Genomic DNA, 17,806 nt, shown 5'->3' on the forward strand with positions numbered 1-17,806 from the left:
CCTCGTAATACCTAGCCTCACACGTAATAAAGCAACCGCTTAATTTTAAGTAATTAATAATTCTTTTGGCCTAGCGCAAAGGTTTGCGCGCACGATAAACTATTCGTACCGATATGTGACGGGTTACCTAAAACCTTACTGAAATCATGGATAATTTTTGAGCTACATCCCTGTTTTCTCCCCGCCCCGTTGCTAGCATGGTGAGCAGATAAAAATTAAAACATTATTACAAAATCCCTACAAAAATCCTTATAAGGAGCACCTATGACCGTTATGGAACATACAAAGGCTGCAACACTTGATCTAACCAAACACGGACTGCACAACGTTAAAGAGGTTGTTCGCAACCCAAGCTACGAAATGCTATTCGAGGAAGAGACCCGTGCTGACCTGACAGGTTATGAACGTGGTGTCGTTACGGAACTCGGCGCGGTTGCCGTAGACACTGGTATCTTCACTGGTCGCTCACCAAAAGATAAGTACATCGTAAAAGATGCAACCACAGAAGAGCACATGTGGTGGACTTCTGATGCAGTGAAAAACGACAACAAAGCCATCAACAAAGAAGTGTGGGACGATCTAAAAGAGCTCGTGACCAACCAGCTTTCTGGTAAACGCCTATTTGTGATTGACGGTTATTGTGGTGCAAACCCAGACACTCGTTTGAGTATTCGAGTGATTACAGAAGTCGCATGGCAAGCGCACTTCGTAAAAAACATGTTTATCCGTCCAACAGAAGAAGAGTTGGCAACGTTTGAACCTGATTTCGTCGTAATGAACGGTGCGAAGTGCACGAACGACAAGTGGGAAGAACAAGGCCTGAACTCTGAAAACTTCACGGTGTTCAATCTAACAGAGCGCATGCAACTGATCGGTGGTACTTGGTACGGCGGTGAAAAGAAGAAAGGCATGTTCGCCCTGATGAACTACTTCCTTCCGCTGAAAGACATCGCATCAATGCACTGTAGTGCAAACATGGGCGAAGAAGGCGATGTAGCAATTTTCTTTGGTCTATCTGGCACAGGTAAAACAACGCTATCTACAGACCCTAAACGTGCACTGATTGGTGATGATGAGCACGGTTGGGATGACGACGGCGTATTCAACTTCGAAGGTGGCTGTTACGCGAAAACCATCAAACTATCGAAAGAAGCTGAGCCTGATATCTACAACGCAATCCGCCGCGATGCACTATTAGAGAACGTTACAGTTCGTAGTGATGGTTCTATCGACTTTGATGATGGGTCTAAGACAGAAAACACTCGTGTTTCTTACCCACTGCATCACATCGACAACATTGTTAAGCCAGTATCAAAAGGCGGTCACGCGAATAAGGTGATCTTCCTATCAGCAGACGCATTCGGCGTACTCCCTCCGGTTTCTAAACTGACTCCTGAGCAAACTAAGTACCACTTCTTGTCTGGCTTTACCGCTAAACTAGCCGGTACAGAACGTGGCATCACTGAACCAACACCAACCTTCTCGGCATGTTTCGGGGCAGCGTTCTTAACCCTACACCCAACTAAGTACGCAGAAGTACTGGTTAAACGCATGGAAGCAGCTGGCGCAGAAGCTTACCTAGTCAACACTGGTTGGAACGGCAGCGGCAAGCGTATTTCTATCCAAGATACACGCGGCATTATCGATGCAATCCTTGACGGCTCAATTGAAGATGCGAAAACCAAGCATATTCCTATCTTCAACCTAGAGGTGCCAACTTCACTTCCAGGTGTCGATCCAAGCATCCTTGACCCACGTGAGACTTACGTTGATCCACTTCAATGGGAAAGCAAAGCGAAAGATTTGGCAGAACGCTTCATCAACAACTTTGATAAGTACACTGACAATGCTGAAGGCCAATCTTTGGTGGCAGCAGGACCTCAGTTGGATTAAACCATCAACGAAGTCTGCGTGACTTAGCTACAAAAATAATCGTCAAGCCCCTCTTTTTAGGGGCTTTTTATTGAATCCCACCCCAGATTGATACAAGCTTAAGCCTATCTAGGTTGCTCAAGAGACATCTCTTCATCGGGTTAACCATTATTTTGCGCACAGGTTTTGGCAAGGATGAAAACAGCAGGTCGAATTCTAATTCTTATATTCGTATTGGCGATCGCGGTACCAACTGCTTTTATCGCCTTACTGACGACCTCGTACTCCAAACAAACCTGGAACCTGCTGTCAGAGTCGACTGAGCTCCCTTTGCAAGCAGAAAGTGTCCAATACGAATTTCCTTACCACCTGAAACTGCAAGGCGTCACATCAAAAGATAAACAATGGCCTTATATCGAACAAGTTGATGTCTGGCTCAACCCCGATGTTCGTCACAATGGAAAGTGGGTTGTCGATAGTTTGCTTATTGATGGTCTGAGCTTGCAACAAGGCATGCCGACTCTCCCTCAATTAACAAATGTCCAATTTCATCAGGTGGCGCTAAAAAACCTCGATTATGCGGATGACGCATTCAGTATTAATGGTTTAAGTCTACAAATCCAAGATCCACAATGGAATGGCAAGGACCAACTCGTTCCTTTCGGTGCAATCCAACTGTCTGCCGAGCAGTGGTACTGGAATGGTGAGACCTTTAACAATGTTTTGGTCGATGTCGATTATAAAGCACAGGACAGCACCCTTTACGGCGCATCGTTTAATTGGCGAGACAGTGAGATTTCAGGCCAAGGGGAGCACTATCCACAAGGTTGGTCGCTGGTGAATGTCACTGTTGACAGGCTCAAAATCAACAACACTCAGTTACAATCCTTGTTAGCGAAACCATGGCATGCTCTACCGATTAACATAAGTCACATTAACAGCCTCGACCTACTGAATGCAGACGTGGAATACGGAGATTGGCATTGGCAGAATTTAGAATTGTCGGTAGAAGATGCATCTCTCCCATTGTCATTGTGGAATACAACAGCACAAATATCTCTGCAAGCTGACAGCGTCAGTTTCCAAGATCAAACCGCGGTTGAGCCTCGCTTGAATGCTCAATTCAAGCCAGGATCCATTCAACTGCAAGAACTAAGCTTAGATTGGCAACAGGGTACCGTTCAGATATCAGGCGAGTTTGAGCCAGAGCATTGGAAAATTAACAACGCCACCATCACTGGATTAAAATGGGCCATCCATCCAGGAGATAAAACCGATTGGTGGCAAACAACGACAGAGAAGCTCCAGCAAGTCGATGTTAAGCAGTTAGAGATTGAACGCAGTCAAGTAATCCAGTTATCCAAACAACCTTACTGGCAGCTTTCTGGCTTGAATTTGGAGGGTGACCAGATCGAAGTAAAACGCAGCAATGGTCACTGGGGTATTTGGAATGGCAAGCTTGATGCAAGCGTCGTGAATGCCAGTTACGATCAAGTCCTTTCCTCGCATGCTGCGATCGCAACCCAAAGTGAAAATGGCTTCTGGCAGCTAACACGTTTGTTTGCGCCATTAGAGCAAGGCTATATCGAAGGCTTGGGGCAAATCGATCTCAGTACCACCAGTCAACCATGGGCACTAAACCTCAATGCAGATGGTATTCCCCTGCAATTACTTCACCCATACTTACCAACAGCACTTGCGGTCAATGGCTTCTCTGACTTAAGTCTCGATTTAAAAGGATTGGCGGGCGATCAAAACATGCTTTCTTACAGCTTATCGGGAGAAGTCGAAGCCAACTTGCGTGATACCACCTTGAAATCGCAAGCGGACGATTCACTAAAGTCAGTCACTTTCAGCCCATTGCGACTGCAAGCTCAGCGAGGCGAAGTAAAGCTTCAACCAGTGACCATTTCCGGCAAAGCCATTTCGGGTAACCTATCGGGTGAGTTTGATATGGCGAATAACCCACTGAGCGGTGTGATTTATCAGCTCAAAGAAGTGTGTGGAAAAGTTCAAGGTGACATATTGAGTGGCGACGTCGAAACCAATGAATGTGCAATTAAGCCAAAGAAGCCTGAGTCAATCGAATCAGAAAAGCCTTCATCGAAAGTAACAAGCAGCAAAACGATTGACGCAATTAATCTAGAGCACCATGAAGAAGAACTGAGCGAAGAAGTGGTCGAAGAGGAAGAGCCTCACGCAACGGTGCACTCAGAAAAGCAACTTATCTCTAATCAAGAAGACTCGACTAAAGGTCCAGTTAAAGAAAGCGCGGCAGAAACTAACGCTGCCCCGCAAGGCCGTGACCTAACATCTGAAAAAGGCGCATCTACAAACACAGACGCGCCACAAGAAACACTAACAGCTGAGTAACTTAGAGTAATTCGGTAGCAGCATGTAAGTACCAACAAAGTCCACTGCTGGTACGTCACCACTGTAAATCACCACATGAATAACAATGCGCGCTTTACGTCCTGACGCAAGCCTGTCCAAATCACCACTAATACCATCAAGTGAGGTACTCGCCACAGGATTCTGCTCAACCGGATGGCGATAGCGAATCGAACTGTCTGCCAACACGATATCGCCGTGCAAACCACGCTCTTTCATCAACAACCACGTCATACCCCACCCCGTCAATGTCGCCAGAGTAAAGGCAGAGCCTGCAAACATGGTGTTATGCGGATTCAAGTTTGGATTGAGCTGTGCGCTACACTCAAACTGGTAACCCGTGTATTGATTGATTTTGATCCCCATCTTATCTGCAATTGGGATCTGCGCTTCCCAGCGTTCTTGTAGCTCGGTACACCAGTCGGGACGGCGAAGTACATCAGCCATTGGGTCAAGGTGTTTGACCATCTGTTGGTGGCGCACCGGTCCACGTTCATCGGTCAGTTCACCTCTTCGCTCAAAACCGTTCTTTTCGTAGAAGGCAATCGCATCTTCACGCGCATTACACACCAAACGCTTCGCGCCTTCTTGACGCGCCAGAGATTCCAACGCCACGAGCACTAATGAGCCCATGCCTTTGCTACGACGGTTATTTTTCACTGCCATGTAGCGGATCTGACCATCATTATCTGGGGTAATGTACAAACGACCAATTGCCATAGGGCGGCCACGACTGTCAGTAATCATGCGATGATGGCTCATGCCATCGTACTCATCACGCTCTGATCCTATCGGCATACGCCACGGTTCACGTAGCAATTGCCAGCGAAATTGATAGTACTTATTGAGCTGATTTTCTGTTTTTGGAGTTATGAGTTTGAACATATCAATCCTTGAAAGTACAAATCAAATGAAAGCCTTAGGAGAAAACACCCAAGCAAATTCAATTCGCTTGGGCTTAAAGCTTAGACCATGATATTGGAGTTACCAGATTAGACCTGTAGCCAGAAAGTCACCGGGCCGTCATTAATTAATGACACTTTCATATCAGCAGCAAAGCGGCCACGTTGCGTTGGTAGCTCTTGCTCACACAAATCAGAAAAGTAATCATACAGACGTTCTGCATCCGCAGGGTGTGCACCACGAGAAAAGCCTGCGCGAGTGCCTTTTTTGGTGTCTGCTGGTAACGTAAATTGAGACACCACCAACACCTTACCGTTCACTTGTTTGACGTTGAGATTCATTTTACCGTCATCGTCTTCAAACACTCGATAAGTGGTTACGCGCTCCATCAAACGTTTTGCTTTTGCTTCATCATCGTCCTTCTCTACACCAAGTAGAACAAGTAGACCTTGGTCGATTTCACCGACAACTTCACCGTCCACGCGAACGGCGGCTTCACTGACTCGTTGGATTAGCGCTATCACGACTCTCGCTTCCTTCATCTGTTAATTGCAATTCTGCCGTCGAGTGTATCATTTCTAGGTCATCACTCCAGTGCTCTCTTTCTCCCAAAGCCGCGGTGACTTCCGCACCAATCAAAACAATGAGCCAACACAAATACACCCACACAAACAAGATTGGAATGGCCGCTAACGCGCCATAAATCAACTGATAAGAAGGAAACTGGGTAATGTAGAAAGCAAAGCCTTTCTTACTCAATTCAAACAGCACAGCAGCAATAGCAGCGCCAACTGCACCATGGGATAGGTATACCTTTTTGTTTGGCACTAAAAAGTACAAGCCCATAAACGCAAAGAAGGACAACAACAAAGGCAGCCAACGCAAAAACAGGTTGTAAGCGCCCGATAGCGTTTCGTTCTCAATCAACTTAAGGGACGTCACGTAAGACGTCGCAGCAATACTTGCGCCGACCAAAATCGGACCAAGGGTCAACACCATCCAATACATTGAGAAAGAAAAGACAGGGCGGCGTTTGTCTTTTACTCGCCAAATGTAGTTTAAGTTCTTATCGATATTTGAAATCAACATCAAAGCCGCAACAAATAGAAAAGCACCGCCCACGGCAGTCATTTTTCCTGTATTCGAAACGAATTCTTGCAGCGCCGTTCTTACTGCATCACCAGAAGCTGGGACAAAGTTATCAATGATGTAACCTTGCAAGGTTTCACCCACATTCTCAAACACCGGAAACTTCGACAATATCGACAAAAGTACCGTCAACATCGGCACAATAGACAGCAAAGTAATATAAGCTAGATAGCCAGCATTGACGTTGACGCGATCGTGCGTCATTCGTTTGAGAAGATATTTGGAAAACGCGACGCTCCCCGGCACAAGCCTAGTCAATCTCACCTTGTAACTCTCTGATAACTGGTTCATAGTTCATCCCATAAATTAGCGTCGAGGACATAAGAATGCCTTATTTATTAGCAATTGTACTATCAATTTTCACTTTAACAGGATGTCAGTCCGCTTATTATTCAGCGATGGAGCAAGTGGGATACCACAAGCGTGACATCATGGTTGATCGCGTTGAAGACGCCAAAGAATCACAACAAGACGCACAAGAAGAATTTACCAGTGCACTCGAAGCACTTTCTGCCTTAACCAATTTTGATGGTGGTGAACTGGAAAGCGTCTATAACAACATAAACGATAAATACGAAGACAGCGAAAAAGCAGCACAAGACGTGCGCGATCGTATTGCTGCAATTGAAGACGTGTCCGATGCGCTGTTTGATGAGTGGCAGGGCGAACTAGACTTGTACACCAGCGCGAAGCTACGTCGCTCAAGTGAACAAAAGCTGCGTGAGACCAAAGCATCTTACAAAACCATGCTCAGTGCGATGAAGCGTGCTGAAGACAAGATGACGCCAGTACTCAACACACTCCGCGACAACACGCTTTACTTAAAACACAATCTAAACGCGAGCGCGATTGGCTCTCTAAAAGGTGAATTTTCTAGCCTAGAGAAAGACATCCAATACGCAATCAAACAAATGAATGCCGCGATCGCAGAATCAGATAAGTTCCTGCAACAGCTGAATCAAAAGTAAGCCTTTAAAAGCTCCTCTTCGTGAGGAGCTTTTAGTTTGTGCTCTCGACCACTAAGCCTGTGACTCTTCGAACAAACTCGACCCTTTCTGGTATTGTTCCCCATGGTACTTCAACCACTTCATAACCCAGCTCAGCATACGTCTCGACAAGGGCGTGATGAATCTGAAGCGCTTCTTCAAAGCTGTGTGGGCGTACTTCATCTTGAACATAGATTGATGCTTCAGGTCGACAAGTTAGCACCTGACTATGGTACCCAGCACTCTCCGTTAAGAAGGCTTGCTCAACGAGACACCCTCCAACTTGCAGATAAGCCACAATATCGGGAATCGCGCGATCCATAAAAGCCACCTGATGACTCAGCGACTCACACTTTTGCTTACCCATAAACTCAAGACATAAGTTGGCAAACTCGGGTAGGTTACTCCAAGGCAAGATGCCATTTTCTAACTGACTTTGTTGCTCTATCAAAATACGTGAGCCTTCAGCAAACGTCGCATACCCTAAATGACCGAGCGCATTCAACAAGGTCGTTTTGCCGGCGCCTGGGCCACCCGTAATCACAATTGGCCTCATGTACTCTTTTCCCTTCAGATACAAAAAACCCCGAGCATAACTCGGGGTTTCTTCTTAATCGAATCCGTTAAAACAGATTATTTACCTGCACGAGAAGCGCGTTTACGGTCGCTTTCTGTTAGGAATTTCTTACGGATACGGATGCTTTCTGGCGTTACTTCTACTAGTTCATCTTCATCAATAAACTCTAGAGCTTGCTCAAGAGTGTGCTTGATTGGTGGAGTTAGAACCTGAGCGTCATCAGTACCAGATGCACGAACGTTGGTTAGCTGCTTACCTTTCAGAGCGTTTACTGTTAGGTCGTTATCGCGGCTATGAATACCGATAACCATGCCTTCGTAAACTTCTACACCGTGACCGATAAATAGGCGACCACGTTCTTGAAGGTTAAACAGTGCGTTAGTCAGTGCTTTACCCATTGCGTTAGCGATTAGTACGCCGTTGATACGCTGACCGATGTTACCGCCTTTGTGTGGACCGTAGTGATCAAACGTATGGTAAAGAAGACCAGAACCTGACGTTAGCGTCATGAATTCAGTTTGGAAACCGATCAAGCCACGAGAAGGCATATCGAAGTCCATGCGCACACGGCCTTTACCGTCTGGTGCCATGTCTTTCAGCTCACCTTTACGTAGGCCGATGTTTTCCATGATGCCGCCTTGGTGCTCTTCAAGAACATCAATCGTTACTGTTTCAAACGGTTCCATTAGCTGACCATCTTCTTCTTTGATGATTACTTCTGGACGAGATACAGCAAGCTCAAAGCCTTCGCGACGCATGTTTTCGATCAGGATAGATAGGTGAAGTTCACCACGGCCTGAAACGCGGAATTTGTCTGGATCGTCTGTTTGCTCAACGCGCAGTGCTACGTTGTGTACCAATTCTTTCTCTAGACGCTCAAGGATGTTACGTGAAGTTACGAATTTACCTTCTTTACCCGCGAATGGAGACGTGTTTACTTGGAACGTCATCGTTACTGTTGGTTCATCAACAGAAAGTGCTGGTAGCGCTTCAACTTGGTTTTGAGCACAAATAGTGTCAGAGATTTTCAGCTCACCAAGACCAGTGATTGCAATGATATCACCAGCGTTCGCTTGCTCAACTTCGTGACGCTCTAGACCAAGGTAACCCATTACCGTACCCACTTTACCGTTGCGCGTTTTACCGTCAGCACCGATAACTGTTACTTGTTGGTTTGGCTTAACGCTACCGCGAGTTACACGAGCAACACCGATAACACCAACGTAAGAGCTGTAGTCTAGCTGAGAAACTTGCATCTGTAGTGGACCGTCTAGGTCAACTTCTGGAGCGGCTACTTCATCAACGATAGTTTGGAATAGCGGTTCCATGTTTTCGCCAGTTTCGCCCTCTTCTAGAGTAGCCCAACCGTTTAGTGCTGAAGCGTAAACAACTTTAAAGTCTAGCTGTTCGTCAGTTGCACCTAGGTTGTCGAATAGGTCGAATACTTGGTCCATAACCCAATCAGGACGAGCACCTGGGCGGTCAATCTTGTTGATTACAACGATTGGCTTAAGGCCGTGTGCAAATGCTTTTTGTGTTACGAAACGCGTTTGAGGCATCGGGCCATCAACAGCGTCAACGATAAGTAGTACTGAGTCTACCATCGACATAATACGTTCTACTTCACCACCGAAGTCCGCGTGTCCCGGAGTATCTACGATGTTGATGCGGTAATCATTCCAGTTAATTGCTGTGTTTTTAGCAAGAATGGTAATACCACGTTCTTTTTCGATGTCGTTTGAGTCCATGACTCGCTCTTCAGCTTCGCCGCGAGACTCTAGAGTACCTGATTGTTGCAGTAGTTTATCAACCAGTGTTGTTTTACCGTGGTCAACGTGCGCGATGATCGCGATATTTCTTAATTTATCAATCTGTGGAGTAGCCATGGATTTGATTCACTTAGATAGATGAAATGTCCCCACGCTGAGAACGGGTGCTCTCTGGTGACATTTGCTGATTAAAAAAACGGCCATAATGTACCAGATTTTAGCAAAAAGCATAGAAATATGTGATCTACTCCCGAGCTTTTCTGCGAAATTTACGCTTAATGCCCACTTTCCTTATTAAAGCGAATTGATTCAACGCAATTTTATTCCAATCGTTGCGTAATACAAATTGACTCTCGCTCAAAAACTGGACTAAATAAGCAACGTGTTTGTCACATTGTGGTGCAATAATTTAAATGCGCACCATTTTAGTGCAAAGTCAGATCATTTTGGTGCAGTCGTTTGCACCAAACTAGGATCTGAAAACATAATCCCTTGAAATTAATGGAATATTTTTTTTGGCACGGTTTTGGCTTTAGAGAAACCAGCATCGATTAATAAAATGTCAAACAGATTAATCAATGCTGGATTTAATCAAGATTTCATAAATCGAGCTTTACCGCTTTATTAACACTGGAGGTTATCCACGATGTCAGTAGAAAACGTTTTATCACTGATCCAAGAGAACGAAGTTAAGTTTGTTGACCTACGCTTCACTGATACAAAAGGTAAAGAGCAGCACATCTCTATCCCTGCTCACCAGATCGACACAGACTTCTTCGAAGAAGGTAAAATGTTCGATGGTTCATCAGTTGCTGGCTGGAAAGGCATTAACGAATCAGACATGGTTATGATGCCAGATGCATCTTCTGCAGTGCTTGACCCATTCACTGAAGATGCAACGCTAAACATCCGTTGTGACATCCTTGAGCCTGCAACAATGCAAGGCTACGATCGCGACCCACGCTCTATTGCTAAACGCGCTGAAGACTTCATGCGCTCTACAGGCGTTGCTGATACAGTACTTATCGGTCCTGAGCCAGAGTTCTTCCTATTTGACGACGTTAAGTTCGCAACTGACATGTCTGGTTCTTTCTTCAAGATTGATGACGTAGAAGCAGCATGGAACACAGGTTCTGATTACGAAGAAGGTAACAAAGGTCACCGTCCAGGCGTTAAAGGTGGTTACTTCCCAGTAGCTCCTGTGGATTCATCTCAAGACATCCGTTCTGCAATGTGTCTAGTAATGGAAGAGATGGGCCTAGTTGTTGAAGCGCACCACCACGAAGTAGCAACTGCGGGTCAAAACGAAATCGCAACTCGCTTCAACACGCTAACAACAAAAGCAGACGAAATCCAAATCTACAAGTACGTTGTACACAACGTTGCACACGCATTTGGTAAGACAGCGACATTCATGCCTAAGCCACTAGTTGGTGACAACGGTTCTGGTATGCACGTTCACCAATCTCTAGCAAAAGATGGCGTTAACCTATTTGCTGGTGATAAGTACGGCGGCCTATCTGAAATGGCGCTTTACTACATTGGCGGTATCATCAAACACGCTCGTGCAATCAACGCATTCGCTAACCCATCAACGAACTCGTACAAGCGTCTTGTACCAGGCTTCGAAGCACCAGTTATGCTAGCTTACTCAGCGCGTAACCGTTCTGCTTCTATCCGTATCCCAGTGGTACCAAGCCCTAAAGCACGTCGTATTGAAGTTCGCTTTGGTGACCCAGCAGCAAACCCATACCTATGTTTCGCAGCAATGCTAATGGCTGGTCTTGACGGTATTAAGAACAAGATCCACCCAGGCGAAGCTATGGATAAAGACCTGTACGACCTTCCAGCAGAAGAAGCAGCAGAAATCCCAACAGTGGCTTACTCACTAAAAGACGCTCTAGAAGAACTAGATGCAGACCGTGAGTTCCTAACAGCTGGCGGCGTATTCTCTGATGACTTCATCGATTCTTACATCAGCCTGAAAGCGCAAGATGTTGAGAAAGTAAACATGACAACTCACCCACTTGAGTTCGAACTTTACTACTCTGTATAAGGTCTAAGCTGTGTAAAATGTAAACACAGTTACAAAATATTAGGCTCGCCTCGCAGGCGGGCCTTTTTTGTATACGCTCAACTAAGTTGCCCGTTTAACATGGAGAGATAACAAAAATACGCCTGAATCTTTTATCTTTATGGATCAAGGTTCTAGGCAACCGAAACGTGAAATCATCGATCAAAAGAAGGTGAGCAATGAAAGTTCAGCTTTTACCAACCCTGTACGCGCTCAGTACCTTGCTGATGGCGTCGACCGCTGGTGCCCAAGTCGCTTACACTTGGGTAGATAAGGACGGGGTCATCCACTTTAGTGACACCCCCTATCAAGGTGCAAAAACCATTTCACTTCCCAACCTAGAGGCTAGTGCACCTGCTCCTCGGGTACAAAGTACGGAGTCTTTAACACCTCAAGCCAGCGTACCAAAAGAGACTGCTGATACACCGAAAGCAAAAACCGAAAAACCTGTGCCGCTTTCCCTATCCATGATCACACCTCAACATGACGAAACCATAAGAAGTAACAATGGGTTAATCAACATCCAACTGGATGCCAACCGCAAACTAGGGATTGGAGAGCAACTGCAACTCATCCTTGATGGCAAGCCTTATGGAGCCCCTCAAAGCCGCCTCACTTGGCAACTCAGCAACATTGACCGTGGTACTCACACCCTTGCGGTACAAGCGAAAAGAAGCGGCAAGCTTATTGCATCTACTAGCCCTATAACTGTGCATTTACATAGAGCGAGTATCAAGCCGACCATTAAAGGGGCAAAGTAGAATATTAAGTGAGAAAAAACGCACGCTCGCGCTGCTTTTCACTTTTTCTTCTGAGATTTATTCGCCATACTTACGTTCTATTGCACCAATATAGTGCAGCGCACAATCACAACGCAAACAAGGACGTAATGTGGATACTAGTCTCTCCAGTGCCATCCTCAATAACATGGTGACAGCGACGTTGATTCTCGATGATGGATTGGCGGTACGTTATGCCAACCCTTCGGCTGAGTTGCTGTTTTCACAAAGCGCTAAGCGCATTGTCGAGCAATCACTGTCTCAATTGATTCAACATGCGTCTTTGGATCTGGCTTTACTGACCCAGCCACTACAAAGCGGTCAAAGTATTACCGACAGCGACGTTACCTTTGTTGTCGATGGCCGGCCTTTAATGTTAGAGGTCACCGTCAGCCCAATCACATGGCAAAAACAATTAATGCTGTTGGTTGAGATGCGCAAGATAGATCAACAACGCCGACTCACTCAAGAGCTTAATCAACACGCTCAACAACAAGCGGCTAAGTTGTTGGTGCGAGGCTTAGCACATGAGATCAAGAATCCACTGGGCGGTCTACGCGGCGCGGCACAGCTATTGGAGAAAATGCTGGCCGATCCGTCTCTAACCGAATATACGCATATCATCATTGAACAAGCAGATCGCCTGAGAGCCTTGGTAGACCGCCTACTTGGGCCACAAAAACCAGGTAAGAAAACGCAAGAGAACCTTCACCAAGTGTTGGAGAAGGTACGCCAATTGGTTGAGCTGGAATCTCAGCATTCGGTTGTAGTTGAACGCGATTACGACCCAAGCTTGCCAGAGTTGCTAATGGATGCAGACCAAATTGAGCAAGCGATGCTCAATATTGTTAGTAATGCCGCACAAATACTGTCTCACCAAGAACACGGTAAAATCACCATACGCACCAGAACGGTGCACCAAGCCAATATTCACGGCCAACGCTGCAAACTCGCTGCTCGCATAGAAATCACCGATAACGGTCCGGGTATCCCACCAGAATTACAAGATACGTTGTTCTATCCCATGGTCAGTGGCCGTGAAGGTGGAACAGGGCTCGGACTGTCTATCTCACAAAACCTGATCGACCAGCACAACGGCAAGATTGATGTCGAAAGCTGGCCTGGTCACACCACTTTTACGATTTATTTGCCAATCTGACCACGCTAAATGGTTTTGGTATTCGTCAGTTTTTAGGCTTTCGCTGCAAGGATTTATACATGAGTAAAGGATATGTTTGGGTCGTCGATGACGACAGTTCGATTCGCTGGGTGATGGAGAAAACACTCTCATCAGCCAACATTAAATGCGAAACCTACGCGGACGGGGAAAGTGTACTGATGGCGCTAGAGCGCGAAGTACCAGACGTGTTGGTTTCGGATATCCGTATGCCGGGTATCGACGGACTAGAGCTACTAAAGCAAGTTCAGCATGACTATCCTGATCTACCTGTCATCATCATGACGGCACATTCGGATTTAGACGCCGCTGTAAATGCTTACCAAAAAGGCGCATTCGAATATCTGCCAAAACCATTTGATATTGATGAAACCCTCACTCTGGTTGAACGTGCAATAGCCCACAGCCAAGAAAACAAACGTGAGCAATTGCTCCCAGAAGAGATTCCAACCGACACACCAGAAATCATCGGTGAAGCACCGGCGATGCAAGAAGTGTTTCGCGCCATCGGTCGCCTATCTCGCTCTTCCATTTCCGTTTTGATCAACGGCGAATCAGGTACAGGTAAAGAACTGGTAGCTCATGCTCTGCACCGCCATAGTCCGCGCGCCAACAAACCTTTTATTGCTCTCAATATGGCCGCGATTCCAAAAGACTTAATTGAGTCGGAATTGTTCGGCCATGAAAAAGGCGCATTTACTGGCGCAAACAGTGTTCGCCAAGGTCGCTTTGAGCAAGCCAATGGTGGCACGCTGTTTTTGGATGAAATTGGTGATATGCCATTAGATATTCAAACTCGCTTATTACGTGTTTTAGCCGACGGTCAGTTTTATCGAGTGGGTGGCCACTCACCCATTCAAGTCGACGTTCGTATTGTCGCCGCTACCCACCAAAACCTAGAAAAATTGGTCCACGAAGGCGATTTCCGTGAGGATTTATTCCACCGCTTGAACGTTATTCGAGTTCAAATCCCCGCGCTAAGAGAGCGTAAACAAGACATCGAAAAGTTAACGCAACACTTCTTGGTTCGTGCGGCTGATGAGCTCGGTGTCGAAACCAAAGCCTTGCACCCTTCTTCTGTCGACATTCTTAATCGTCTTGATTGGCCGGGTAACGTGCGCCAATTAGAAAACATTTGTCGTTGGTTAACCGTAATGGCAAGTGGTAGTGAAGTGCTACCAAGCGATCTGCCCGCAGAATTATTGGAAGAGAAAAAAATCATCACCGAGACAAGCAGTGGCAGTTGGCAAGAACAATTAGCGGACTGGGCACGCCATGCGTTAGAAGCTGGGGATAAAGAACTACTTTCCTTCGCTTTACCAGAATTTGAACGCATTTTATTGGAAGCTGCGTTAGAACATACTAAAGGTCACAAGCAAGATGCCGCTAAAGTACTAGGTTGGGGACGCAATACCTTAACCAGAAAGTTAAAAGAGCTGTACTGATTTCGAGCGGTCACGACGTTAGAGCATGGTTATCAAGCGCAAATTTTTCATCTCGCTTGATAACCTAAATGTCAGTACAATTACGGCACACCATCCCTTTTGTGACTAGGCAATGTCTAACGCGACGACTCAAATTACACTACGTACTGCTGTTCTCATCCCCTTTGTGATGATTTTTTTGCTGGCTATCGGTGTGATTGTTTACGTCCAAAAGCAGAGCTACGAAGAAGTTGTTACCGACATCAGTGATAAACAACTTTCTGTACTCACAGAAAGTGTTCACGACCATTTGAATGATTACTTACGCAAACCTTTTACCGCCGTCGCTGCACTCGGCCACAACGTCAGTTATCACAACCTTTACCACCCGAATGACACGAAAGACATTCAATCCTATTTGCTCAGCGCATTTAAAGATCTGTACCACTCGATACCGCAACTCGATGTGATCGCTTTTGGCTCAGAAACGGGTGACTTTACCGGTTTTCGCCGCGAGTCAGCCGATGCATATACCCTGATGGTGCAAGACTACCGAACCAAAGGCAGTTTGGTGATTTATGGTAGTGAAGAAGTCAGTGATGATATTCGTACTATCATCGCCCCTTATGACCCAAGAACTCGCCCTTGGTATCAACCCGTAGCACAAGACCATAAAGCCCATTGGTCATCGATTTATGCCAATGCTGATGAGCGTCAAGACATCACTCTTTCTGCGATGACACCGGTTTACGAAATGGGTACATTTGCTGGCGTCTTGGTCACAGATATACGCATCAACACTTTCAATCAGTTCTTACAAGAGTTAAAGCAAGAGACCAATGCTTCCGTCTATATCATGGACCAACAGCATCGTTTAGTTGCTCACTCAGGACAAGGCAGTGTGATTTCATGGGGTACTAAGTTCTCCGATAAGGGCCAGCGTTTGCTTGCATCAGAGAGTGCCGACCCAATCATAAAAATGAGTGCTGCTCGAGTTAGCGGACAGGTGTTGAATTACACTGATAAACCCTATACGTTCGAATTCGACTTTAATGGTCAGCGCACTTTTAGTCGTATCACGCCTTATCATGACAGCAATGGCTTAACTTGGTTTATCGGCACCTCCATCTCTGAGAGTGAATTACTCGGCACCTTGCCCAAGAGCCAACAAAGGAGCTGGATGGTTGGCTTTTTAGTGAGTCTATTTGGCATCGTTGTCAGTCTACTGATCTTCAATCGCGTCACTCGTCCTATCAATGCTACCGCTACAGCAGCGCAGCATCTGGCTAAAGGGGATTGGGACAGTACGATGCCTCGCCCTGGCTATGTCTACGAAACCACCATCCTTGTACAAGCCTTTAATGAAATGGCCAGTAATCTAAAAGCGTCATTCAAAGCGTTGCGAGAGCAGCTCGAATTCGACTCATTAACCCGTCTCTACAGCCGCCAAGGACTCATTGAAGTCAGTGAAAACAACTCACATGCAGAGCAAGGCAGTTTGTATCTTATTGGGATCAACAAATTTAGGGATATCAACGACAGTGTCGGCCATCACAATGGTGATCAGCTCCTGATCCATGTTGCAGAGCGCCTTAAGCAACAGTTGAAAGAAGAAGCGACGCTAGCTCGTATTGGTGGTGATGAGTTTGCGGTCTTTATGCCAAACATGCACAGCGACGTTGATATTCGTTTAATGGAAAGACGCTTACAGCAATTGCTTGCTGCGCCTTTCATACTCGATGGTGAAACAGTAGTAATCAAGGTTTCGATAGGGGTAGTCAGAACAAAATCAGAGCAATCGATGTCACTGTGGCTACGCAACGCAAGCATCGCCTTAAGCTATGCGAAGCAAGATTCGCTAGCTAGCGTTTGTCACTACAGTCCAGAAATGGCCAGCGCCTCAAAGTTCCGCACTCAAATGCAGGCCAAGATTCAGACGGGCATCGATAATCGTGAATTCGTGCCCTACTATCAACCTATCGTCGATCTGGCAAGCGGCAACATTTGTGGCGCAGAAGCTTTAGCTCGTTGGCACAGTGAATCAGGAATGGTTTCTCCATTAGATTTCATCCCGATCGCAGAAGAAAGCAGCATGATCAAAGCAATAGGGCAACAAATACTCTTCCAAGCATGCCGTGACACACGTAAAGCCATCGACAAAAAACAGTGGCCTGAGAACTTCCAATTGCATGTGAATGTCTCAGTAAACCAACTCTCTTGTCCTGACTTTGTCGACACCGTCAGCAGCGTCCTGAAAACGACTCAATTGCCAGCCAATAATGTCACATTAGAAATTACTGAGTCTCGTATCATTGATAGTGCACCAACAACATTGGATAACCTGATCAAACTGCGTCAAATGGGATTAGGGATTGCCATTGATGATTTTGGTACTGGTTACTCATCTTTAGCGTACCTTCATGCGCTACCATTTACATGCTTGAAGATAGATCGCACCTTTATCAACCGACTCACTGAAGAAGACCTCGACAGCTCTGTTGTTGCCGCGATAGTTAACATCACCAAAGGCATGAAAACCAATGTCGTTGCAGAAGGCGTAGAGACAGCCACGCAGGCAAAGCTGCTTAGCGCATTAGGTTGTAACCAAGTACAAGGTTTTTACTATAGCCGCCCATTACCGCTGGAAGACTGGCCAACACATTTGGTTAACATGAAGTAGAAAAGAGCTGAAATCGTTGATTTCC

The 17,806-nt window shown here is 46.0% G+C and carries 13 protein-coding genes; 8 read left to right on the forward strand and 5 right to left on the reverse strand.

Going from position 1 to position 17,806, the window contains the following annotated elements; genetic code table 11:
• The first annotated feature begins 264 nt into the window (after positions 1–264).
• Positions 265–1,893 carry a phosphoenolpyruvate carboxykinase (ATP) gene (pckA, locus tag ATB76_RS09310; RefSeq protein ID WP_061035058.1) on the forward strand — a complete coding sequence of 543 codons (1,629 nt, stop codon included), beginning with the start codon at positions 265–267 and terminating at the stop codon, positions 1,891–1,893.
• Between the two features lie 174 nt (positions 1,894–2,067).
• Complete coding sequence (locus ATB76_RS09315) at positions 2,068–4,245, forward strand: AsmA family protein (protein WP_061035059.1); 2,178 nt, start codon at positions 2,068–2,070, stop codon at positions 4,243–4,245.
• On the opposite strand, the gene ATB76_RS09320 is transcribed toward ATB76_RS09315, so the two are convergent.
• The 3 genes from ATB76_RS09320 to ATB76_RS09330 form a co-directional block, all read right to left on the reverse strand.
• Positions 4,231–5,148, reverse strand: coding sequence for a bifunctional GNAT family N-acetyltransferase/hotdog fold thioesterase (locus ATB76_RS09320; protein ID WP_038870043.1), 918 nt, complete (start codon positions 5,146–5,148; stop codon positions 4,231–4,233). The genes ATB76_RS09315 and ATB76_RS09320 overlap by 15 nt on opposite strands.
• A gap of 107 nt (positions 5,149–5,255) precedes the next feature.
• Complete coding sequence (gene dtd / locus ATB76_RS09325; protein WP_038870041.1) at positions 5,256–5,690, reverse strand: D-aminoacyl-tRNA deacylase; 435 nt, start codon at positions 5,688–5,690, stop codon at positions 5,256–5,258.
• Positions 5,662–6,606, reverse strand: coding sequence for a virulence factor BrkB family protein (locus ATB76_RS09330; protein WP_038870039.1), 945 nt, complete (start codon positions 6,604–6,606; stop codon positions 5,662–5,664). Before ATB76_RS09330 ends, dtd begins: the two co-directional genes overlap by 29 nt.
• A gap of 35 nt (positions 6,607–6,641) precedes the next feature.
• On the opposite strand from ATB76_RS09330, the gene ATB76_RS09335 reads away from it, so the two are divergent.
• Positions 6,642–7,283 carry a DUF2959 domain-containing protein gene (locus ATB76_RS09335; RefSeq protein ID WP_005434517.1) on the forward strand — a complete coding sequence of 214 codons (642 nt, stop codon included), beginning with the start codon at positions 6,642–6,644 and terminating at the stop codon, positions 7,281–7,283.
• 31 nt (positions 7,284–7,314) lie between these two features.
• Here ATB76_RS09335 and ATB76_RS09340 read toward each other — a convergent pair whose 3' ends face one another.
• Positions 7,315–7,857 carry an AAA family ATPase gene (locus ATB76_RS09340; protein WP_045422170.1) on the reverse strand — a complete coding sequence of 181 codons (543 nt, stop codon included), beginning with the start codon at positions 7,855–7,857 and terminating at the stop codon, positions 7,315–7,317.
• A 77-nt stretch (positions 7,858–7,934) separates the two neighbouring features.
• Positions 7,935–9,764, reverse strand: coding sequence for a translational GTPase TypA (typA, locus tag ATB76_RS09345; RefSeq protein WP_038870035.1), 1,830 nt, complete (start codon positions 9,762–9,764; stop codon positions 7,935–7,937).
• A 529-nt stretch (positions 9,765–10,293) separates the two neighbouring features.
• Between typA and glnA the strand changes: the two genes are divergently transcribed.
• The 5 genes from glnA (at position 10,294) to ATB76_RS09370 (ending at position 17,781) form a co-directional block, all read left to right on the forward strand.
• A complete protein-coding gene (gene glnA / locus ATB76_RS09350) occupies positions 10,294–11,703 on the forward strand; it encodes a glutamate--ammonia ligase (RefSeq protein ID WP_038870033.1) in 1,410 nt (469 codons plus the stop codon).
• A gap of 197 nt (positions 11,704–11,900) precedes the next feature.
• A complete protein-coding gene (locus tag ATB76_RS09355; RefSeq protein WP_061035060.1) occupies positions 11,901–12,482 on the forward strand; it encodes a DUF4124 domain-containing protein in 582 nt (193 codons plus the stop codon).
• 130 nt (positions 12,483–12,612) lie between these two features.
• Positions 12,613–13,659 (forward strand): nitrogen regulation protein NR(II), encoded by a 1,047-nt coding sequence (gene glnL / locus ATB76_RS09360; protein ID WP_061035061.1) that lies wholly within the window; start codon positions 12,613–12,615, stop codon positions 13,657–13,659.
• A gap of 59 nt (positions 13,660–13,718) precedes the next feature.
• A complete protein-coding gene (glnG, locus tag ATB76_RS09365; RefSeq protein WP_038870027.1) occupies positions 13,719–15,122 on the forward strand; it encodes a nitrogen regulation protein NR(I) in 1,404 nt (467 codons plus the stop codon).
• A 112-nt stretch (positions 15,123–15,234) separates the two neighbouring features.
• Positions 15,235–17,781, forward strand: coding sequence for an EAL domain-containing protein (locus tag ATB76_RS09370; protein ID WP_061035062.1), 2,547 nt, complete (start codon positions 15,235–15,237; stop codon positions 17,779–17,781).
• The last annotated feature ends 25 nt before the right edge of the window (positions 17,782–17,806 follow it).

The sequence above is a fragment of the Vibrio sp. MOR3 genome (genome assembly GCF_001557775.1).
Lineage (GTDB): Bacteria > Pseudomonadota > Gammaproteobacteria > Enterobacterales > Vibrionaceae > Vibrio > Vibrio jasicida.